This window comes from Virgibacillus sp. W0430 (assembly GCF_051846935.1).
Lineage (GTDB): Bacteria > Bacillota > Bacilli > Bacillales > Amphibacillaceae > JBPYCR01.
On record NZ_JBPYCS010000014.1, the window covers coordinates 41,595 to 62,508 of the forward strand.

At 35.9% G+C, this 20,914-nt stretch carries 19 protein-coding genes; 12 read left to right on the forward strand and 7 right to left on the reverse strand.

What is annotated here, in order from left to right:
• Positions 1-44 precede the first annotated feature (44 nt).
• The 10 genes from ACLIBH_RS09010 (at position 45) to nagA (ending at position 10,113) form a co-directional block, all read left to right on the forward strand.
• Complete coding sequence (locus ACLIBH_RS09010) at positions 45-1,529, forward strand: tagaturonate epimerase family protein (RefSeq protein ID WP_439316375.1); 1,485 nt, start codon at positions 45-47, stop codon at positions 1,527-1,529.
• Between the two features lie 14 nt (positions 1,530-1,543).
• Positions 1,544-2,314 (forward strand): SDR family oxidoreductase, encoded by a 771-nt coding sequence (locus ACLIBH_RS09015; RefSeq protein WP_439316376.1) that lies wholly within the window; start codon positions 1,544-1,546, stop codon positions 2,312-2,314.
• Positions 2,315-2,329: 15 nt separating this feature from the next.
• On the forward strand, positions 2,330-3,376 hold the full coding sequence (uxuA, locus tag ACLIBH_RS09020) for a mannonate dehydratase (protein ID WP_439316377.1): 1,047 nt from the start codon (positions 2,330-2,332) through the stop codon (positions 3,374-3,376).
• Positions 3,377-3,430: 54 nt separating this feature from the next.
• Positions 3,431-4,069, forward strand: a complete 639-nt coding sequence (locus ACLIBH_RS09025; RefSeq protein WP_439316378.1) for a bifunctional 2-keto-4-hydroxyglutarate aldolase/2-keto-3-deoxy-6-phosphogluconate aldolase — start codon at positions 3,431-3,433, stop codon at positions 4,067-4,069.
• Positions 4,062-5,072, forward strand: coding sequence for a PfkB family carbohydrate kinase (locus ACLIBH_RS09030; protein WP_439316379.1), 1,011 nt, complete (start codon positions 4,062-4,064; stop codon positions 5,070-5,072). The genes ACLIBH_RS09025 and ACLIBH_RS09030 overlap by 8 nt, the downstream gene beginning before the upstream one ends.
• A gap of 118 nt (positions 5,073-5,190) precedes the next feature.
• Entirely contained in the window at positions 5,191-6,246 is a 1,056-nt protein-coding gene (gene dctP / locus ACLIBH_RS09035; protein WP_439316380.1) for a TRAP transporter substrate-binding protein DctP, read from the forward strand.
• Positions 6,247-6,324: 78 nt separating this feature from the next.
• Entirely contained in the window at positions 6,325-6,816 is a 492-nt protein-coding gene (locus tag ACLIBH_RS09040) for a TRAP transporter small permease (RefSeq protein WP_439316381.1), read from the forward strand.
• Positions 6,809-8,092 (forward strand): TRAP transporter large permease, encoded by a 1,284-nt coding sequence (locus ACLIBH_RS09045; protein ID WP_439316382.1) that lies wholly within the window; start codon positions 6,809-6,811, stop codon positions 8,090-8,092. Before ACLIBH_RS09040 ends, ACLIBH_RS09045 begins: the two co-directional genes overlap by 8 nt.
• A 33-nt stretch (positions 8,093-8,125) precedes the next feature.
• On the forward strand, positions 8,126-8,851 hold the full coding sequence (locus ACLIBH_RS09050; protein ID WP_439316383.1) for a glucosamine-6-phosphate deaminase: 726 nt from the start codon (positions 8,126-8,128) through the stop codon (positions 8,849-8,851).
• A gap of 74 nt (positions 8,852-8,925) precedes the next feature.
• Positions 8,926-10,113 carry an N-acetylglucosamine-6-phosphate deacetylase gene (gene nagA / locus ACLIBH_RS09055; protein WP_439316384.1) on the forward strand — a complete coding sequence of 396 codons (1,188 nt, stop codon included), beginning with the start codon at positions 8,926-8,928 and terminating at the stop codon, positions 10,111-10,113.
• Positions 10,114-10,383: 270 nt separating this feature from the next.
• Here the strand turns inward: nagA and ACLIBH_RS09060 are convergent, their stop codons facing one another.
• The 6 genes from ACLIBH_RS09060 to ACLIBH_RS09085 all read right to left on the reverse strand — a co-directional run bounded on the left by ACLIBH_RS09060 (position 10,384) and on the right by ACLIBH_RS09085 (position 17,530).
• Positions 10,384-11,514, reverse strand: a complete 1,131-nt coding sequence (locus tag ACLIBH_RS09060; RefSeq protein ID WP_439316385.1) for a glycerate kinase — start codon at positions 11,512-11,514, stop codon at positions 10,384-10,386.
• Between the two features lie 609 nt (positions 11,515-12,123).
• Positions 12,124-13,248 (reverse strand): asparaginase, encoded by a 1,125-nt coding sequence (locus ACLIBH_RS09065; RefSeq protein WP_439316386.1) that lies wholly within the window; start codon positions 13,246-13,248, stop codon positions 12,124-12,126.
• Between the two features lie 79 nt (positions 13,249-13,327).
• On the reverse strand, positions 13,328-13,804 hold the full coding sequence (locus tag ACLIBH_RS09070; RefSeq protein ID WP_439316387.1) for a hypothetical protein: 477 nt from the start codon (positions 13,802-13,804) through the stop codon (positions 13,328-13,330).
• A 19-nt stretch (positions 13,805-13,823) separates the two neighbouring features.
• Positions 13,824-15,266 (reverse strand): sodium:solute symporter family protein, encoded by a 1,443-nt coding sequence (locus ACLIBH_RS09075; RefSeq protein WP_439316388.1) that lies wholly within the window; start codon positions 15,264-15,266, stop codon positions 13,824-13,826.
• 156 nt (positions 15,267-15,422) lie between these two features.
• Positions 15,423-15,608 carry a hypothetical protein gene (locus ACLIBH_RS09080; protein WP_439316389.1) on the reverse strand — a complete coding sequence of 62 codons (186 nt, stop codon included), beginning with the start codon at positions 15,606-15,608 and terminating at the stop codon, positions 15,423-15,425.
• Positions 15,609-16,159: 551 nt separating this feature from the next.
• Entirely contained in the window at positions 16,160-17,530 is a 1,371-nt protein-coding gene (locus ACLIBH_RS09085; protein ID WP_439316390.1) for a sigma-54 interaction domain-containing protein, read from the reverse strand.
• 260 nt (positions 17,531-17,790) lie between these two features.
• On the opposite strand from ACLIBH_RS09085, the gene ahlS reads away from it, so the two are divergent.
• Both ahlS and ACLIBH_RS09095 read left to right on the forward strand, forming a co-directional pair.
• Entirely contained in the window at positions 17,791-18,639 is an 849-nt protein-coding gene (ahlS, locus tag ACLIBH_RS09090; protein WP_439316391.1) for an AhlS family quorum-quenching N-acyl homoserine lactonase, read from the forward strand.
• A 36-nt stretch (positions 18,640-18,675) separates the two neighbouring features.
• Complete coding sequence (locus ACLIBH_RS09095; RefSeq protein ID WP_439316392.1) at positions 18,676-19,800, forward strand: zinc-dependent alcohol dehydrogenase family protein; 1,125 nt, start codon at positions 18,676-18,678, stop codon at positions 19,798-19,800.
• Between the two features lie 470 nt (positions 19,801-20,270).
• Here ACLIBH_RS09095 and ACLIBH_RS09100 read toward each other — a convergent pair whose 3' ends face one another.
• A complete protein-coding gene (locus tag ACLIBH_RS09100) occupies positions 20,271-20,807 on the reverse strand; it encodes a helix-turn-helix domain-containing protein (protein ID WP_439316393.1) in 537 nt (178 codons plus the stop codon).
• Positions 20,808-20,914 lie beyond the last annotated feature (107 nt).

Sequence of the window (20,914 nt, forward strand, 5' to 3'; positions counted from 1 at the left end):
AAATAACACTATTTTGAAAGCGGTTAAATTAGGAGGGTTAAAAGATGATGGATGTTGTGAAGCAATTAGAGCAAGGTGTTTGTCCAACTAATACTGAGAAAAACATTAAAGTATATACAAAGTCATTTCTAAAGTATCAGAACGATGTACTGATTATGGTGAAAGAAAATAGAATAGATTTTATTTTGATTTCGGGTACAGGAGACCTGTACAACAATTTGATTGGAGAAAAAGTTGGAACTAAGACAAAAAAATGCAGAACCTCGCATGAAAATAGACGAATAATTAATTCGTTTCTGGAGTATACAAAACCAAAAGCTTTTGGAAATAAAGTGGCAACAATAGGATTGGGAGATAGACTTGGTTTAGCTTCTACTGGTCATATTGAAGTGACAAGTGGAAAAAGTATTAAACCAGTCTTAGCACAACAGAGTATTAGGGAACTCGATCTAACTGGAAGAACAATGACAGATATCATTGATGCTGCCAGCTTTGCGGTATTGAAAGAAGGATATACTGGTGGGTTTGGAGCTGATGCAGATCATATTAAAAAAGAAGAACACGTGAAAGAAGCATTAGATCTTGGCTATTCAATGATTACTTTAGACTGCTCAGATCAGATAAAACAAAATTACTCTAGTAAACAAATATTTGAATTAAAAGAGGACTACAGCAAGTTAAGTGCCGAAGATCAAGAATATTATTTTGGAAAGTATTTGCATAAGACCTTCAAAATAAATGATACAGACATTTACTTTTCTGAAGAAACAATTATGAGAGCGGTGTTCGTATATCAAGAGGCATTAGATTTTGTAGCGTATATTTATAAAACATATATCTCACCCGTAGATAGAGACATAGACTTTGAATTATCCATTGACGAAACGAGAACTATTACAACTCCGATGGAACATTTCTTCGTAGCGAATGAATTAAAAGATAGAAATGTTAAACTAACTAGTTTAGCACCTAGATTTTGTGGAGAATTCCAAAAGGGGATTGATTACATAGGAGATATAGAGCAATTTAATATAGAGTTAAAACAACATGCAGATATCGCTGATCATTTTCATTATAAATTAAGCATACATTCCGGCAGCGATAAGTTTAAAGTTTTTCCCATTATTACAAAACATACAAAGGGTTTATTCCACGTGAAAACAGCAGGAACAAATTGGCTTGAAGCGATTAGAGTAATTGCAGTAAAGGAACCAGGTCTTTATCGAGAATTGCATGCATTTGCTCTCAATAATATAGAAGAAGCTTTAAAATATTACGATATTAATCCAGATTTATCTAGTATACCTTCGTTAAGCGAGCGAGAGGATGATGAATTACCTCAATACATGGATGAGGATGCATCAAGACAACTGCTACACATTACATATGGGCTGATTTTATCGTATAAAGAAGGTAGCGAATATGTTTATAAAGATAAGATTTACAAGTGTTTAATCGATGAAGAGGAAACGTATTCTGCAGCCTTAATAACCCATATAGGTAAGCATTTACAGCTCTTAAATAAATGAAAGGAGGAACTGTGATGAAGAACTTATTTGACTTAACAGGATATACTGCTGTAATTACGGGTGGAACAAGTACATTAGGTTCGGAAATGGCAATCGGGCTGGCTGAACATGGAGCCAACGTGGCAATTACAGGTAGAGATGAGCAAAAAGGTAGAAAAGTTGTGAACAAAATAGAATCTCTAGGCGTGAAATGTAAGTTTTTTCATTGTGATGTTCTAGAAAAAAGTGAGATTGATCATCTAGTGAATTCAATTTATGAATGGACAGAAAATGTGGATGTATTACTGAATGCACCAGGAGCAAATAGTCCAACTCCTTTTTTAGAACTGAACATGGAAGAATGGGATAAAATAATGGATGTTAATTTAAAAGGGACAGTTATGACGTGTCAGTCGTTTGCAAAAAAAATGATTGATCAAAAGCATCCAGCGAGTATTATTAACATTTCGTCTGTTTCATCGGAAACACCACTATCTAAAGTGTTTACTTACTCTGCATCCAAGTCAGGGATTAACAGTATTACAAAATCTTTAGCGCTCGTGTTAGCTCCATATAATATAAGAGTAAATGCAATTGTGCCAGGATTTTTTCCTGCTGAACAAAACAAAAAAATACTGAGTGAAGACCGAAAAGAATCTATTATAAAGCACACACCAATGGCGCGTTTTGGAGAAGCAAAGGAGTTAAAAGGCGTAGCTATATGGTTAGCTTCTCATGATGCTTCCAGTTTCGTTACTGGTTCTTTGGTGAATGTAGATGGCGGATTTACGTCAATGACGATTTAAGGGAGGTGATGTTAGATGAAAATGAGTTTTCGTTGGTATGGTGAAGGTGACGAGGTTACACTCGAGAATATTAAGCAGATTCCAGGAATGAAGGGTATTGTTTCCGCCATTTATGATATTCCCGTAGGTGAAGTCTGGTCTGAAACTGCAATAAAGAAGCTAGTACAATCTATTGAAGATAAGAACCTAGAATTAACAGTTATAGAAAGTGTCCCAGTACATGAAGATATTAAGCTTGGACGTTCAACGAGAGACAAATGGATTAGCAATTATAAACAAACGTTAAGAAATTTATCGAACGCAGGAATAGAGGTAGTTTGTTATAATTTCATGCCAGTTTTTGATTGGACGAGAACAAATTTGCATGCGCCTCTACCGGATGGTTCTAACTCTTTATTATTTGATGCAAAGTCTACAAATGATGTTGATCTATTTAATGGAGAATTCATTTTACCTGGATGGGATATTTCGTATCAGGAAGATGAATTAAGAAGTGTAGTTGATCAATATAAAGAGATAAGCGAAAAGAAGCTAATGAATAATTTAATATATTTCTTGAAAGAAGTTATACCTGTAGCAGAAGAAGAAAATATAGTAATGGCAATTCATCCGGACGATCCACCTTGGCCTATCTTTGGTTTACCAAGAGTTGTTACGAATTTAGAAAATGTGAAAAATATATTATCCGAGGTAGATAGCCCTAATAATGGTATTACATTTTGTACCGGTTCCTATGGAGCTAATCCTGATATTAATTTAATTCAATTTATAAAAGAAGTCTCTGAAAGAATTCACTTTGTTCATGCACGAAATATAAAAAGATTAGGAAACGGTTCTTTCCAAGAGACATCCCATCTATCCAGAGATGGAGAAATTGATATGGTCGGAGTTATTAATACATTAATTGAAAGCGGATACAATGGACCGATACGGCCGGATCACGGCAGAATGATTTGGGGAGAAACAGGTAGACCTGGCTATGGATTATATGATAGGGCGTTAGGTGCAACATATTTAAATGGAATTATTGATACGGTCAAATCTATTAATAATATTAGGTGATAAAAATTTGGATCTAGTTTTATAAAAAGAATAAATGAATAGAGGGATCCAACAATGATAAAACAAAAAATCATGTCACAAATGTTTGAACAGAAATTGGTTGTAATTATAAGAGGAGATTCTTATGAAGAGGGAAAAAAGATAATTGATGCTTGTATTTCTGGTGGAATAGACATGATAGAAGTTACATATTCCAATAGCGGAGCATCGGATCTTATTTCGTTTTATAGGAAGGACAATCCCGATAAATTAATTGGAGCTGGAACAGTTTTAGATAGTGAAACTGCGAGAATAGCGATTCTCAGTGGCGCACAATTCATTGTAAGCCCCACCTTTAGTAAGGAAATAGCGAAGTTATGTAACCGGTATTTTATTCCTTATTTGCCAGGGTGTATGACACTGACGGAGTGTATGAATGCTATTGAATATGGTGTTGATGTCGTAAAACTGTTTCCAAGTAATATATATAAATCATCTATCATAAATACTTTTAAAGGTCCAGTTCCTAATATCAATATAATGCCGACCGGTGGTATTAATCTTGAAAATATTACAGAATGGCTTGACAAGGGAGCAACGATGATTGGTGTCGGTGGCGAAATAACCAATAGAAATAATAAAGATAGCTTTGATGAAATAACTATTAAAAGTAAATTATTTTTAAATCGAATAAAGGAATGGAAAAATGAGTAGCATACTAACGTTTGGCGAAATTTTATTGCGATTATCACCTACACATAGTACTAGATTAAAAGAAATGCATTCTTTAGACATTTCTTTAGGAGGAGCAGAATTAAATGTAGCAATAGCGTTAAGTCATTTAGGGCAATCTACACAAGTATGCTCCGCAGTTCCAAAAAACGATATAGGTAATAGAGTTTTATCAGGTTTATCAAGTCATTATATTGACACGAAAAAAATTGTAAAAGCCGGAAACAGAATGGGCATATATTATTATGAAGAAGGAAAATCTATGCGGCCTTCTAATGTGATTTATGATAGAGAAAATTCGTCAATTCATGAAGTAGTTAATACGGAAGAGCTAGATGTTGACACTATTCTTTCAGGTGTATCGACCATTCATGTTACTGGCATAACCTGTGCATTAAGTAAAAAAATTGATGATTTTGTTTTACGACTTGTCAAACGTGCAAAAGAAATGGGAGTTAAAGTCAGTTTTGATTTTAATTACCGAAAGAAATTATGGACCGTTGAACAAGCAAGAGAATCATATTTGAGGATTTTACCATATGTAGATTATTGTTTTGCAGGTTTCCAAGATTTTTCAACTATTATTGAAGGTCACATAAGCAATAAAGAGGTGTTTTCCGAAGAAAAATTACTTAATTATTATCAGAAATTTCAAAACGATTATGGGGTAGAGTATTTTTTAAGCACGAAAAGAGATGTAATTTCGGCATCTAAAAATCGTATTAAAGGTTTTTTGTTTAATAATAATCGTCTATTTAAAACAGAACCTATTGAATTTTCTGTTGAAGAGCGGATAGGCGCAGGAGATGCATTTGCAGCTGGTGTTTTGCACGGCATATTACAAAAATGGCAAAATGAAGCAATTATCGAGTTCGGTACAATGGCAGGAATACTAAAACACTCATTAAAAGGTGATCACTCAAATTGTACAGAGGACGAAATACTAGAAAGATTAAAAATGAAATCACAAGATGTTTGCAGGTGATACAACTTTAGAGAAAAGGCACTTCAAATACCATAATGCTTAGGAGGTGGTCTACCAAAAAAATATCGAAGTAAGCTAAAAAATAGATCTAAAACAATTTTATTCGGGAGGTATTATAATGAAAAGAATTTTTAGCTTGTTCTTGTTTGTTGCTTTATTTGCTTTATTAGTAGCGTGTGGTGGAAATGAAGAAACATCTACAAATACAAAAGAAGAATCAGAAGCAAATAATGAAAGTTCCGAGGATACGAATGAAGAAGCAGATGAGGCTATCGAACCGGTTACTTTGCGGTTAGCTGAAAATCAGCCAGATAATAATCCAGTTACAATAGCTATGATGAAATTTGCTGAATTAGCCGAAGAAAAATCAAATGGATCTGTGAAAATAGAAGTTTACCCAAACGCTCAGTTAGGGCAAGAGACTGAAAACATTGATCAAGTACAAGATGGAGCATTGGAAATGGCGCGTGTCAATTCCGTACCGGTTGCAGAGATTGTAAAAGAGTTAGCAGTATTTACATTACCTTATATTTTTACAGATCAAGACCATAAATACAAAGTGTTAGATGGAGAAATCGGACAAGAAGTAACTGAAAAGTTTAAAGAGCATGGATTGATCAGCTTTGGGTATTTGGAAGCGGGCTCACGAAATTTCTATACAACAGATAAACCAATTAAGTCAGTTGCCGATATGAAAGGATTAAAGATCAGAGTACAATCCTCTGAAACATCAATTAAAATGGTTGAATTACTAGGTGCAGTTCCAACTCCAATGGATTATGGTGAAGTGTTTTCTGGACTTCAGACAGGTGTTATAGATGGAGCTGAAAATGATTTTGTTAGTTACTATACTTCTGGACACTATGAAGCTGCTAAGCATTATTCATTGGATGGCCACTTAAGTCCTCCGGCTCTAGTAATAATGAATTTAGAGTTGTGGGAAGGTTTACATGAATCACAACAAAAGGCCATTTCTGAAGCTGTAGAAGAAGCGATTGCTTTCGAAAGAGAAGAAATGAATAAAAGTCAAGATGAATTTAGAGCTGAAGTCGAAAAAGCTGGTTCACAAATTTACGAAGTAGATGTTCAAGAGTTTCAGGATGCAGTAGCACCTATTTATGATGAATACCAAGAGTTAAGCGATTTAATAGAACGAGTTAGGAATACTAACTAATTACAATGTATCTCCTTCAGTTATAGAAGTAATGAGTTAGCTCATTGCTTCTATATTGAAGCGAATAGAGGTGTTCAAATGAATCAACTAATTAGTAAACTATCCTCTTTAATCAATATTGTTCTTGGTGTAATACTTTCAGTAATGTTAGTCATCACATTTATTCAAGTAGTACTAAGATATGTATTTAATTCACCTTTAGTTTGGGCAGAGGAAATTACTTTAATATTGTTAGTATGGTATGGCTATTTAGTTATTGCGATTTTAATAAGATCAAAAGAACATATTGCTCTTGAATTTTTATACTCAAAATTAGGTAGAAAATTGCAAAAAGGCTTAGATGTTGTAAAGTATATTTTACTCTTTTTGTTTGCTGTATTGATGGTTTATTATGGATTTGAAATGATGATCAATGCGCAGGGAAAGAGCTTTCCAGTTTCTCGATTACCTCGATCAATTATTAATTTGCCTATGATGATTTCTGGTTTGCTGATTCTCCTATACACGGTACAGCATTTAGTGGCGCTAATAAAACCCGTGAGAATGGAGGGTGATGTAAAAAGTGACTGAAGCATTAATTTTATTTAGTTTACTGTTTGTTCTTATGTTTATTGGTGTTCCAATAGCATTTTCGTTAGGGATTTCATCGGTTATAACAGCAATTTGGTTTGATATCCCCTTATTATTGTTGTTTCAAAACATGATAAGCGGTATAAATAATTTTACTTTTCTAGCGGTACCTTTCTTTATATTAGCAGCACAGATCATGACAGATGGGGAAATAAGCGATAAGATTATGAAATTTGCAGGAGTTATAGTCGGTAAAATACGTGGAGGAACCGCTATGGTTAATGTCACTTCCAGTATGTTTTTTGGCGGTGTTTCTGGATCTTCGGTAGCAGATGTTTCATCAATTGGTTCTATGCTTATTCCGGCAATGAAAAAACAAGGGTATGATAAGGATTATAGTGTTGCTGTAACCGTAACATCATCCGTTCAAGGTGTTATAATTCCTCCTAGTCAAAATATGATCTATTATTCTCTCGCGGCTGGTGGACTATCGATTAGCCAATTATTTATCGCTGGTATTATACCTGGAATATTATTAGGTGTAGGTTTGATGTTTGTCACTTATTTAATTGCCTTAAAAAGAAATTATCCAAAAGGAAGAGGGTATTCTTTTCGGGAAGCAATTAAGATAGCATGGGATGCGAGTTTAGGTGTTTTAACAGCCATAATAATAATTGGTGGTATTATATTTGGAATTTTTACGGCTACAGAATCTGCTGCAGTTGCTGCGGTTTATGCATTAATCATTACCTTTTTTGTATATAAGAATATGTCATTTTCAAAGATTAAAAACATTTTAATATCCTCTTCCAAAACATTAGGAATGATAGTCGCTATTATCGCAACTTCATCAGCTTTTGGATATGTGATGGCTTACTTACGAGTTCCTAGTTTGGTCTCAGAATTCTTTTTAACAATATCAGAAAATCCGTATGTTATTACTCTATTGCTAATTCTACTAATGCTAATACTAGGAATGTTTATGGATATGGGTGTCTTAATTTTATTATTAACCCCTATTTTGTTGCCAGTTGCGACTAGTGTGGGAATTGATCCAATTCATTTCGGAGTAATTATGGTTATAACATTAGGGATTGGTCTATGTACCCCTCCAGTTGGTACATCCTTATTTGTTGGTTGTGCAATTGCTGACATTCCGATAGAAAAGTCAATTAAAGCGTTGCTGCCTTTTTATTTAGTAATGCTTATTGTTGTAATACTTATAGTAATGTTCCCTCAGTTTTCTCTATGGCTACCAAGTGTAATAAGCCCATAAACTTTAATTAATAATATTTGGAGGTACGAAAAGATGAATATTCAAATTACTAAAAATGATCAAGAGCTTGGAAAAAAAGCAGCGGTGTATGTAGCTGACAGATTGAAGCAAATCATTGCGGAAAAAGGCGAAGCTCGTTTATTACTTTCCACCGGCGCTTCACAGCTTACAACAATTAATGAACTAGTTAAGCAACCCGTAGATTGGGGAAAAGTTGAAATGTTTCACTTAGACGAATACGTGAATTTATCTGAGACACATAATGCAAGTTTCAGAAAATACCTTAAGGAAAGATTCACAAGCAAAGTTCACTTAAAAGAAGCTCACTTTGTAGGTGAGGGAAATGTAGAGGAAAATATTCGAAAATTAACCGATGAGGTTCGGAAAGCTCCCATTGATATAGCTTTGATTGGTATTGGTGAAAATGCACACATCGCATTCAATGACCCCCCTGCTAATTTTGAAACGAGGGATGCTTATATTCTAGTTGAACTAGATAACGCATGTAAGAATCAACAAGTAGGGGAAGGTTGGTTTAACAGTATCGAGGAAGTGCCGGATAGAGCTATTACAATGACGGTTCATCAAATATTGCAAAGTAAAGAAATAATTTCGTGTGTACCTTATAAAGTGAAGGCTGAATCGGTAAAGAAAACACTAGAACAAGATGTGAACAATATGGTTCCAGCCACGATACTTAAAACTCATGCTAATTGGACCCTGTACTTGGATGAAGAGTCTGCTTCCTTGATCCAATAAATTATAGAAAGAGGGGAGGTCGCTAATTTTATTCCTCTCTTTCTCCTCAATACAAAATGTTGGAGGCAGATAAAATGATTATCATCAAAAATGCAAAAATTATTACTCCAGAGCGTATAATTCATGGTGAGTTGGCTATTAAAGATCGTAAAATTATTGAGATAAAAGATAATGGTCACATTAACATTAATAAAAACGATAACGTAATTGATGCGAAAGGAGATTATGTTTCCCCAGGTTTTATAGATATTCATACACATGGCGGTGGGGGACATGATTTTATGGATGGGACTATTGAAGCTTTGATAGAAGGCTCAAAGGCTCATTTACCTTATGGAACAACCACCATTGTTCCAACTACTTTAACTAGTACAAAAGAGAATCTCTTTTCGACTTTAGACAATATGCGAGAGTTGAAAAAAAGCTCCTATAAAGGGCCGAATATTTTAGGACTGCATTTAGAAGGGCCATATTTTGCCTATGAACAAAGAGGTGCTCAAGATCCAAAGTATATTCGTGATCCTGATCGGGATGAATATATGGAAATATTAAAGTATAAGGATGTAATAGTTCGATGGACAATTGCTCCAGAAAGAAATGGTGCGATGGAGCTTGCGCAAGAATTACGTGAATTAGATATCGTATGTTCAATTGGTCATAGCCAAGCGGTGTATGAAGATGTCCAAAAAGCATTTGAAGTAGGGTGTACCCTTGTTACTCATTTATATTCAGGGATGTCAATGGTAAGAAGAATAAATGCATATAGGTATGCGGGAATTGTAGAAAGCTCTTATTTAATTGATGACATGTTTGTAGAAGTAATAGGTGATGGTATCCACCTTCCTTCCAGTCTATTAAAACTAATTTATAAAATAAAAGGCCCCGATAAAATCTGCCTTGTTACCGATTCAATGCGAGCTGCAGGAATGCCAGAGGGAAAATACATTCTAGGAAATATAGACACCGGACAAGAAATAATAGTTGAAGATGGAGTAGCCAAGCTAAAAAGTCGTGAATCCTTTGCGGGAAGTGTAGCAACAGCGGATAGGGTAGTTCGTACTATGATGAAATTTGCAGAAATACCTATTCATGAAGCGGTTAAAATGATGACTTATACGCCCGCAAAAGTTATGGGAATTGATAAAAATAAAGGAAGTATTGCCATTGGAAAAGATGCGGATATCTTAATTTTCAATAATAATATAGACATTAATAGAGTTCTAATAGGTGGGGAAGAACTGTGGAATAGTAAGCTGAATTAATTATGAGAGGAGTCAATTTGATAAGAGATTAATATGGTAGTCGTTATAAATGACACAGGTATTTTATTAATTCAACGCTGCTAAAGACTGATTCAAAAAAGCAAGTAATGTATACAATTTTTACATGTCGTTTAAAAAATTACTTGCTTTTATTGTGCTTGAATTTATTTATATGCGTAGATCTGTTTTTCTTTATAAAAAATTTCCTTTTACCAGTCCAATCCCACCTAAGTTAAAATTTGTTAACTACACGTTAACATTTTGCCAACTTTAAACTTTCCACAGCGTATGTATTAAGTGTATTACTTGCTTTGTTTGTTCATAAAGTAACGTATCGGCGTTTTCCATGCATTCAGTAAGGGATAGTGGTTTATTTGTAATGGAGAAGCAACCAGAAAATCTTTGGCGCAATACGTTTAAATCGCCTGATAGACTGCCGGATAGTAAAACGACGGGAACTTTATGTTTTTGAGCTATAAATGCGATATAGCCAGGAGCTTTTCCGTATAATGTTTGTTCATCGCTTTGTCCTTCACCTGTCAACACTAGATCAGCTGTTTTAATTTCTTCCTCAACCTGCATTGCTTTCGCTAATAGTTCCGCACCGGATACAAGATGTGCTCCAAGTGAAAGCAATGCGAAACCGAGACCACCAGCTGAGCCTGCTCCACGGTAGTTCATCAGCGATTTATTTGTTGCAGCTTCAATTAAAGATCCATAGCGCTTCATTGAACGGTCATAAAGTTTGAGTTGGGCAGGAGTAGCACCTTTTTGTGGACCGTAAATAAACGTTGCGCCAAGCTTTCCACAAAGTGGGTTATCGACGTCGCTAGCAACTTTAATGGAAACGTTAGATAAACGATGATCGATTTTTGAAAAATCTACATAGGTGACATCGTGTACGTCCTTACCAAAATGACCAACAGCAGTTCCTTGGTCATTTTTTGCTCTTAATCCAAGAGCTTGCAGCATGCCAAGTCCACCATCATTAACTGCACTTCCTCCTAATCCGATGATGAGTTCCGTACAGTTTTTATCTAAAGCGTCTTTAATCACTTCACCGATTCCATAGGAAGTTGTATTATCAGGATTCCTTTGTTCTTCGGGAACTTGAACAAGCCCGGAAATTGCTGCACACTCAATGATGGCCGTATTGTTTTCAATTATTGCATAGGTTGTGGAAATCGGCTCTCCTAGCGGTCCAGATACACATATTGGAATTAATTTTCCTGGTCTTGCAGTTAGTAAAGCGCCAAGAGTGCCTTCACCTCCATCAGCCATTGGCTTTGTTATTATTTTTGAAGATGGGATAACACTTTTTATTGCCTGTTTCATGATTTTTGAAGCTTGTAGAGAAGATAAGCTTCCTTTGAAGGAATCGGGTGCAATTACAATTTTCATAATGTCCTCCATTTCATCATTGCCATTTTTAAAAAATCACAAAAGAACAGAATTTTAATATCCACTTAAACATTTAAAGCGAGATTGGTGTCTGCTGTGTTCCATCCGGATCCACTCCGCTTTCCGCAGGCAACGCCTCAACTAATTTTAAACGTTTTTCCCAAAACTTTAAAATTAGTTGAGGCTGTTGCTTTACCTGCAGGATCAACGGCTGCACGTCAATTATAGATAATTCCCCAAGCTTTTGATCCCCGATCTGGAGCTGTACACATGTTTAAAGATCGGTTCATAATCATATTCGGCATGCCTATCAATTGTTGAAATGATTGCATCGTATTTTTGGGTAGGTTCCATATCGTATAGTTGTTGAATGCTACATAAGCTAGGTTGACGTGTAATGGTCATAGGGAGTGTCCCTCTAGTCTATGGTTTGTAGTCAACTACCATTATACAAGATTTGGAGAGGTACTTCTTTTTTAAGTTTTCAAACCCTTGCCCTGTAAGGACTTGGAATTATGAAATTCATTCATATACATTACTAATAAAATTATATTATACCCCCAACCAAAACCGGCCACTCATCTAAGTGGCCGTAACTATGTCTGTCTGCTATTTTTCTTGAAAGAACTTTTTTATTTCTTCTTTCTTCCAACCTGCACTAAGTGCTAACGTTAGAAAAATCCTTGTTTTTTGTGCGTTTGAGTGCCCGAATAGTACACCAAGCTCTTGTAAGTGGATTTCGCCTCCTCTTATTCCATATGTTTGATGGAGGGGATAGCCTGCTGGGGAACGAGGGACCATTATAATGGTTATACCTTCTTGAATTGCTTTTTCAATTGCTGTCACCCATGCTGGAGGAACATGACCGGCACCAGTTCCTTCAATAATAATTCCATCAAGTTTATGTTCAATTGCTGTTTGCAAAAAGAGGTCGCTTGATCCGGCGGCTACTTTTATGATTTCGACTTGGGCTTTTAAACGATCATCTGGGCGTATTTGTTTTTGCTGCATAGCTTCATAAAAATAGTGTATTTTTTCCTCACGAATGATTCCTACAGGTCCACAATCCAATGATTGAAATGAACTGCTTGACGTTGCGTGAAATTTCATACTGTATCTAGCTAAGTGAATTTCGTCATTCATAACGATTAATGGCGGATAGTTTTTTGAGTTTGGGTGAGAGGCAACCATGATCGCTTGCAGTAGATTCATTGGACCATCAGCACTCAAACTGGCAGCCGTTCGCATTGCTCCAGTAAATACGATTGGTTTATCATTTTTCAATACTAAATCGTGCAGGTATGCTGTTTCTTCCATTGTATCTGTTCCATGCGTAACTACAATTCCGTCTACATCTTCATTTGTTAGCATATGCTCGATTTCTTGAGCTAGTTGATACATTACTTCGATTGTCATTTCAGTGCTTGGAATTTTTGTGAAGTTATGGACAGTAAGTTCAGCAAGAGAATGTGCCTTAGGTATCATTTGAATTAAGTCCTCACCGGACAATGAGGGTTTCGCTCCTAAAGAATTAGATGGCTTACTAACAATCGTACCCCCTGTTGTAATAATATGTATGTTTTTTTTCATTACTTTCACCTTTCTTGGAAATGAGATCAATACTATTGGTGTATTAAATATATTTGCTATCGTTGCTTGACTATTTGGTACGACGTAAGTGAAACGAATAATAGCGTCGGTTTTTTTGCCATGAATTAAACGGAAGTCTACCAAATGACCTTAGTCTCCTTGGTAGACTTTATAATTGAAAATGATGTGTTGTTTCCTGTTTTTACTACAATTTACGTCTAAATTATTTCACCCATTTGTCCCATTTTTTACGGATACGCGCTGCCAGGAATATTCCGGTTTGAAATCTAGGGTGGTGAGAAATGTTCCATAATGGCTGCTCGTATGTGGCATTTAAGTTGTTCATAAGTTGTTTTACTACTGTTTCGTTATTTTTATTAAAATGCAATTCAATTACCGAGACATTTTTCATATCGTTTATTTTCTTTTCTGTACTTGTAAAGCTAAATATGAGTTTAGTCATAGGATCGGCAAACGCAGGAATGAATGTTACTGAAATATCCGCATTGTCACCGATGATAAATTTTGTGCCTTTGTTTCCTCCTCCTAAAAACAAAGCTTGTAAAGCGGGTAGTAAATAAGTTTGTTTTTTAAAGAGGATTTGTTGATTACATAAAATATGTTCAAATTGCTTGCATAGCTTTTCTGTTGATTGTCCAGCAAAGTTAGCCCATTTCGTTTTCTTTTTGCTATTTATCATTATGTTCACTCATCTAAGTTTATTTTTTATTTAGCGTAGCTGTTACGCGGTCTAGAATTTGTTTGCGTTCATCACTTGTTTTCTTTGGAAACGCATAGGAGACAATAACAATAGCTACGATTGAAGCAATAATACCAAAGAATACTTGGGTAAAGGCAACTTCAATGATATAAAAGCATGTGATGTAGACGACTGCGCCAGCAATCATACCAGCCATAACGCCTTCTGCAGTTGTTTTTCTCCACCATGTGCCTAATATCATTGGGAAAAATAAGGATGAAGCAGCATAACCTGCAACTATCGCCGATATTTCTCCAATAATTGCTGGAGTGTTAATTGTCAAAATAACTGCAAATGCTCCGACAACGAAAATAGTAATACGGGCGAGACGAACTTCACCTTCATCGGTGATATCCTTTTTAAATAACGGAATAAATAAATCATGAACGATTGTTGAAACGGAAGCCATTAACAAGGAATCTGCGGATGACATAAGCGCGCTAAGCATGCCGGCTGCTATAATCCCTATGATGATAGGCGGAAAAAAGCTTTCCATAACTGCAATAAGGGCGAAGTCAGGGTTGTCCAAATTTGGTACGGTTAATAAAGCTACTGGAGCAACAACGAAAATCGTAAAAAAGTGAAAAATAGAATATCCTACAGTTGCGTATGTCAGTGATCTTGTTGCGACAATCTCATTCTGTGATGCAAAGACACGACTAACGACTGCTGGGAAAGCCGCCCAAGCGAATGCCCAAGTCACTAATAATCCAATTCCGCTCATGAGTTGACCAGAGGAAGAAGTGTATTGTGGTGCGACTTCTCTCACTTGGTCCCAAATGGAACCGATTCCTCCAAAGTGAACCAAGACGGTTATTCCGAGTAGTAACATCGCCCCTAACAGTAATACCCCTTGAATGGCGTCTGTCCAAGTAACAGCCCAGAATCCACCTAACATAACATATACTACGACGATAATACCCATGACTACAATTCCAATTGTGAGGGGAATTCCTAAAATGGCACTAAAAGCGATTGCGCCACCTTTAAATTGTGGAACTAAGTAACCGAATGCATAAAAACCAAAAATGAGTGCTGCTACGTAACGCACACGGGTGTCTGCAAAAATTTTCCCCATGTAATCTGGTAAAGTGACTGCTTCCGCTCGTCTAAATTGGGCGCCAGTTAATACTGTTGAAAGTCCAATACCTACTATCGCACCAAGAATAAACATACTCGCTTGAAAAGCACCTGAGCTGTATGCGATTCCAGCAATTCCGAGAAACGATCCCCCACTAATATATACGGATAAAGCGGCAGGTAAATTGATCCAAATAGGCGTCTTTCCAGATGCGATCCAATAATCCTCAACCGACTTACCTGCTAGCCTACTCGTATACCACCCGATAATTAGTAAACCTATAAAATAGATAATAACGACAATAGTTGCTGCTATATTCAATTTTAGAACTCCTTTTTTATATAGTATTAGAATAGTAGAATAGGTGTATGATGCTTCCTGCTTTTTCCTACTCAAAAAAGCCACATAGTTGTAGTAAGGATTGGAATGTTCTTTCGTGTAAATATTTTCAACCGTTATACACTTAATTCAATATATTCACTTTCCTTTTTCGAATAACCACTGGTGGATAACGAGGGCTATACATACAGAAAAAAAGCCTGTTAATGCGAAAAACACGGATCCGTTAAAACCGAATATTTCAGCTGTGTAAACAAACGGTAGACAAGGAATGATTCCGGTAATAATAATGAGTGCGAGTGGTATTATTTTTGTAATTGTCATTAGGATTTCCCTCCTTTATTATATGTTGTTCTCCAACAAGAGTCGGAATTTTTATATTTTTTTATACAATAATCCTATCTATTCTAGCCGATATTTAAATATGTGGCCAGTTAATTTTTGGTAGGGATTGAGTCAAGTATTTGTGGGTGTTATTTTAAGAAGTAAAAAAACCTCTCTTTGTATTCGTTAATTTTAGTATTGATTCCTACCGACCGCAGTAGATATACACTACGCTTTCCGAGGAGGCTGAAGCCGTGCCCGCGGAAAGCATCCACCTGCAGTGAACATCAATGGTGTTATTCATGTGTATATCGTTCGAAGTAAAATTGATCACATATTATCTACTTAGATTCGTGCATCTGTTCCCCCACAAACATTTTACGCATACTTTGGTAGGTCTGTATTATAATTTGTTTAGATTGGATAAGTGTTTTATAAAAAAGGGTTGAGGTACCGGAGAGTTAAGAGCAACGAGTGAAAAACTCCTAGTGTTTATAACGAATCTAGGAGTTTAATATTATATCTTTTTTATTAGTGGCTTGCTCTTACACCTAAATCCCTTCTACTTCCTCATCCCAACTTTTTATTTTTTTAACGAGAGTGGAATGATGGACATTAAGTGCTTTAGCTGCTTTTCTTATAGATCCGTACTCTTGAATAGACTTTTCAATAATCATTTTTTCGTAATTTTTTACTCGGTCTTTTAAAGAAGTTACATTTTCAACGTTTGTTTTAATAAAAGAGTTTGGAAGATGGTCGGGACGAATGGTATAGTCTGGAACGGAAACGAGAACATTTTCAATTACATTTCTTAATTCTCTAACGTTTCCTGGCCAATCATACGTTTGTAGCATCGCTTTAGTTGAAGGCGCTAGTTCTTTATCGACTCGAAACTTTTTCTTCAATGCATGAAAGAAGTGTTCCGCTAATGGTTCAATATCTTCTCTTCTTTCTTTTAATGGGGGAATGGACAGTTCAACAACTTTTAGTCGATAATACAAATCTTCTCGAAAAGAGCCTTCGTAAACTTTTTTTGTTAAATCTTGATTTGTTGCAGAAATGAAACGAATATCGAGGCGTTTTGATTTTGTCCCACCTATTCTTTGCACTTCTTTTTCTTGAATAACTCGGAGTAGCTTTACTTGTAAGGCGAGTGGCATTTCCCCTATTTCATCAAGTAAAAAAGTGCCCTCATTTGCTAGTTCGAGTAAGCCGATTTTACCTTCTTTGTTTGCCCCTGTAAAAGCTCCAGGTTCATATCCAAATAACTCCGACTCCAATAAATTATCCGGAAGGGCGGCACAGTTTACTTTTATAATTGGTTTCTCTTTACGGTCGCTTAAATAATGAATTAAGTTAGCGATTTCTTCTTTCCCTACTCCTGAAGGCCCGGTTATTAATACATTTGTCGGAAACTCAGCAATCTGTTCCACTTTCTTAACGATGGTATGCATAACGGAGCTGTTATAAAGGATAGAAGGCTTGTCTGTATCATCCAAGTCAAATATATAACGGTAGTTTTGAATTTCTGAAAACTTTTCCGCTCGTTGCAGTTTGTTTTTTAATTCGTTTAATTGTGTAATATCGCGTACGCTCGTTATGATATATTTTATTTTTCCATCATTCATAAAGATTGGGTTTCCTGTTACAATGACATCTTTTCTTTGTTTTCCTAATTGTTGGATTAAGGATACTTCTTCTTTTCTTTCTAGCACTAAAAGAGAAACAGATTGATTAAAATAGCCTTCTTCTGTTAGGTCCTTCATATGTCTTCCAATTAATTCATCTCTGGAGAATCCTGAAATATCTTCATACGATTTATTAACGTAAAGTGTTTTTCCGCTATGATCTACGATATAAATACCATCTGAAATGAACTCTAAAATCGTATGCATTTCGTTTCGTATGTTCGTAGTTTTCATTAATCCACGCCTCTCTAATAACAAAATGGTGAAAAAATTCTTAAGGTGGTGAAATTAAGAACCGAAATTATGTGTATTGTATCATGTAGTCCACAATAAGTGGAGAATTTATTCACCGAATTAAGAAAAGTCTGATTTTATAATCGTAAGTGTGGCAGTGTTTTTGTTAATTGGCATAGTACTTGCAAGTAAATATATTGAAAGGAAAAAGAAAGGAGGCTCTGTTTTAGCAATTAATCTTATCATATGGAGGGGATAGTATGGCGAATATTATTAAACCGAAACCGAAGTTATATGTTATGGACAATGGAAAGATGAGAATGGATAAAAATTTTATGGTGGCAATGCACAACCCGGCGAATGTGGACGATCCAAATAAGCCAGCAACATTTGTAGAATTTCCTATTTATACGGTTCTAATTGATCATCCAGAGGGGAAGATTTTATTTGATACAGCATGTAATCCAAACTCAATGGGTGAAAAAGGCCGGTGGGAAGAGATGACGCAAAAAACATTTCCGTATGAAGCGAGTGAAGAATGTTATTTACCTAACCGGTTGGAGCAGCTCGGCGTTCGTCCTGAAGAAATAAAGTATGTCGTTGCATCCCATCTTCATTTGGATCATGCTGGATGCTTAGAAATGTTCACAGAAGCAAAAATTATTGTTCACGAAGATGAATTGAATGGAACGCTTCGTTCATATGCTGATCATAATAAAGGCGGAGCCTATATATGGGCGGATATCGATGCATGGATAAAAAATCACCTGCAATGGAAAACAATTGGCAGAAATGAGGATGAGATCGAGCTTGTAGAAGGGATTAAAATATTAAATTTTGGAAGTGGACATGCATGGGGACTAATCGGTCTACACATTGATATGCCTGAAACCGGGGGGATTATTTTAGCTTCGGATGCGGTATATTCAGCAGAAAATTATGGGCCACCAATTAAAATCCCTGGCATTATTTATGATTCACTCGGCTATGTACAAGCGGTTGAGAAAATAAAGCGCATTCAAAAAAATACAAATTCACAAGTATGGTTTGGGCATGATTCGGATCAATTTGCCAATTTCATTAAGTCTACAGAAGGGTATTACGAATAATCACTGGTAGTGCACTCGTAATGTGAGGTGAACGTTATGAAAATAAAATCCGCTGTCTTACATGAAATGGGATTGCCAGCTCCATATAAAAAGAGTCAGCCACTAAAAATTGAAGAACTGGAATTAAAAGAACCAGACCGCGGTGAAGTTTTAATTGAAATTAAAGCAGCCGGTCTATGTCATTCGGATTTGTCTGTTATAAATGGGAATCGACCGAGGCCGGTTCCTATGGCATTAGGTCATGAAGCTGCTGGTATTGTAGTTGAAACAGGAGAAGGCGTTCGCAATTTTACGAAAGGCGACCATGTCGTTTGCGTATTCATTCCGAGCTGTGGCGAATGCCTTCCTTGTGCAGAGGGAAGGCCGGCATTATGCGAAGAAGGTGCGAAAGCAAATACAGATGGTAAATTACTAAGTGGAGGGCAAAAGCTTCATCGTCAAAATGAATCTGTGTATCATCATCTAGGGGTGAGTGCGTTTTCGAACTATATCGTAGCTGACCAACATTCGTTAGTTAAAGTGGATACGTCCGTTCCTTTTGAAATTATGGCCTTATTTGGTTGTGCGGTATTGACTGGTGTGGGTGCAGTAGTTAATACAGCTAAACTAAATATGGGAAGTTCCGTAGCAATCGTCGGTTTAGGCGGAGTCGGTTTAAGTGCCTTGCTCGGTGCTGTCGCTGCAGGTGCTCGTGAAATTATTGCGATAGATCTTAACGAGGATAAATTGAAGTTTGCAAAGGAGTTAGGTGCAACAGCTGTCTTTAATTCTTCTGAGTCGTTCGTTGAGGAAGCTATCCGTAATTATTCGAATGGTGGATTGGAATATGTATTTGAAACGGCTGGTGCTGTTCCAGCTCTTGAGTTAGCTTATAAAATTACACGTCGAGGTGGGGAAACAATTACTACTGGGTTGCCACATCCAGAGCATAAAATAGCATTGCCACAAGTAACGCTAGCAGCAGAGGAAAGAACAATAAAAGGTTCTTACGTTGGTAGCTGTGTTCCGGCACGAGATATTCCGCGTTTTGTCTCCTTATACAAACAAGGTCGCTTGCCGATTGATAAGCTACTAAGTGATACGATTTCACTAGAAGAAATTAATGAAGGATTTGATCGACTGCATGCTGGTGAAGTAAATCGATTAGTTGTTAAGATGTAGCTGACAAGTGCGACAATGGATAAAGAATGGTGGATTAAAAAAACCTGGAATTACATGCACACACGATAAGAGAAGGATAAGCCTAGCGATTATTTTGAGCTAGGCTTTCGTCATTGTTATATAATTGTACTAAAGAAATTAATTGCGAATTGTTGTCTAAATGTAAATAAATAGATATGTAGTGGTTGTTAACGTTCTAAAGCGTACTTAACAACAGAAAAACGCTTGTTTTAAAAGGTCTTCTTTAATGATCAGCTTAAAGGAAAGTATAATGGATTTATGTTCAAATGATATTTTAGTCTCCGCTTGGATTGTGTCATTTAGTTTTATACTTGTTATGTTTGGCATAAGGTGAGTAATAGCATATCTTTTTCATTTTCATTCAGAATTCATAGGGTTCAAGTTGGGGTTTAACTGTACATACTTAAATCTTTCTATTTCGATCGTGCGCGATGTTCTATTTTATTCTATTAATTAGCAGCATAAACGTATAATAGTTTTACTGGTTTATTAGAATTATTAAACCACGTGTGTAAAACTTTGGATTCAATATGAAAACTACTACCGGCCTCTAATAATGATTCTTCGTCTTCAACAACCAAAGTGAGTGTGCCTTCTATCACATAAACAAACTCTTGCCCGCTATGACTGGAAGGTATTTCTTTTTCTTCGTTTTGCAGTAGAATAACGAGCATAGGTTCAAAAAAAGGGTTTTCCATATTACCGGTTAAGCTTTGGTATATAAAATAAGAGTCTTTAAAATTTAAATCTTTACTTTTGCTTTTATATAGGCTGGATTTTGTCGCATGATCGTTAAAAAAGTAGCTACGACTCACATTAAATGCTTCAGCGATACGTGATAATGATTGCAACGTTATGGAAGATTTAGACCTTTCCACTTGAGATAAAAAGCTAATAGATAATCCTGTTCGATGTGACACTTCTTTTAATGTTAATTGCTGCTCAAGACGTAATTTCTTTATAAGTGCTCCAATATTATCCTTCATTATTACCTCCTAAATAATTTCTATAAGTGTTTGTATAATTTACATTACGTATTACTGTCTGAATGTCTAATTGTAAATTGAAGTGTTATTTAAAAAATTTTGTTGAC

Excerpts from the sequence above, each read along its gene's own strand:
- ACLIBH_RS09085 (WP_439316390.1), bottom strand. The coding sequence starts at position 17,530 with ATGAAAACTACGAACATACGAAACGAAATGCATACGATTTTAGAGTTC.
- uxuA (WP_439316377.1), top strand. The coding sequence starts at position 2,330 with ATGAAAATGAGTTTTCGTTGGTATGGTGAAGGTGACGAGGTTACACTC.
- ACLIBH_RS09040 (WP_439316381.1), top strand. The coding sequence starts at position 6,325 with ATGAATCAACTAATTAGTAAACTATCCTCTTTAATCAATATTGTTCTT.
- ACLIBH_RS09080 (WP_439316389.1), bottom strand. The coding sequence starts at position 15,608 with ATGACAATTACAAAAATAATACCACTCGCACTCATTATTATTACCGGA.
- ACLIBH_RS09050 (WP_439316383.1), top strand. The coding sequence starts at position 8,126 with ATGAATATTCAAATTACTAAAAATGATCAAGAGCTTGGAAAAAAAGCA.
- ACLIBH_RS09010 (WP_439316375.1), top strand. The coding sequence starts at position 45 with ATGATGGATGTTGTGAAGCAATTAGAGCAAGGTGTTTGTCCAACTAAT.
- ACLIBH_RS09025 (WP_439316378.1), top strand. The coding sequence starts at position 3,431 with ATGATAAAACAAAAAATCATGTCACAAATGTTTGAACAGAAATTGGTT.
- dctP (WP_439316380.1), top strand. The coding sequence starts at position 5,191 with ATGAAAAGAATTTTTAGCTTGTTCTTGTTTGTTGCTTTATTTGCTTTA.
- ACLIBH_RS09095 (WP_439316392.1), top strand. The coding sequence starts at position 18,676 with ATGAAAATAAAATCCGCTGTCTTACATGAAATGGGATTGCCAGCTCCA.
- ACLIBH_RS09060 (WP_439316385.1), bottom strand. The coding sequence starts at position 11,514 with ATGAAAATTGTAATTGCACCCGATTCCTTCAAAGGAAGCTTATCTTCT.
- ACLIBH_RS09015 (WP_439316376.1), top strand. The coding sequence starts at position 1,544 with ATGAAGAACTTATTTGACTTAACAGGATATACTGCTGTAATTACGGGT.
- ACLIBH_RS09100 (WP_439316393.1), bottom strand. The coding sequence starts at position 20,807 with ATGAAGGATAATATTGGAGCACTTATAAAGAAATTACGTCTTGAGCAG.
- nagA (WP_439316384.1), top strand. The coding sequence starts at position 8,926 with ATGATTATCATCAAAAATGCAAAAATTATTACTCCAGAGCGTATAATT.
- ACLIBH_RS09070 (WP_439316387.1), bottom strand. The coding sequence starts at position 13,804 with ATGATAAATAGCAAAAAGAAAACGAAATGGGCTAACTTTGCTGGACAA.
- ACLIBH_RS09030 (WP_439316379.1), top strand. The coding sequence starts at position 4,062 with ATGAGTAGCATACTAACGTTTGGCGAAATTTTATTGCGATTATCACCT.
- ahlS (WP_439316391.1), top strand. The coding sequence starts at position 17,791 with ATGGCGAATATTATTAAACCGAAACCGAAGTTATATGTTATGGACAAT.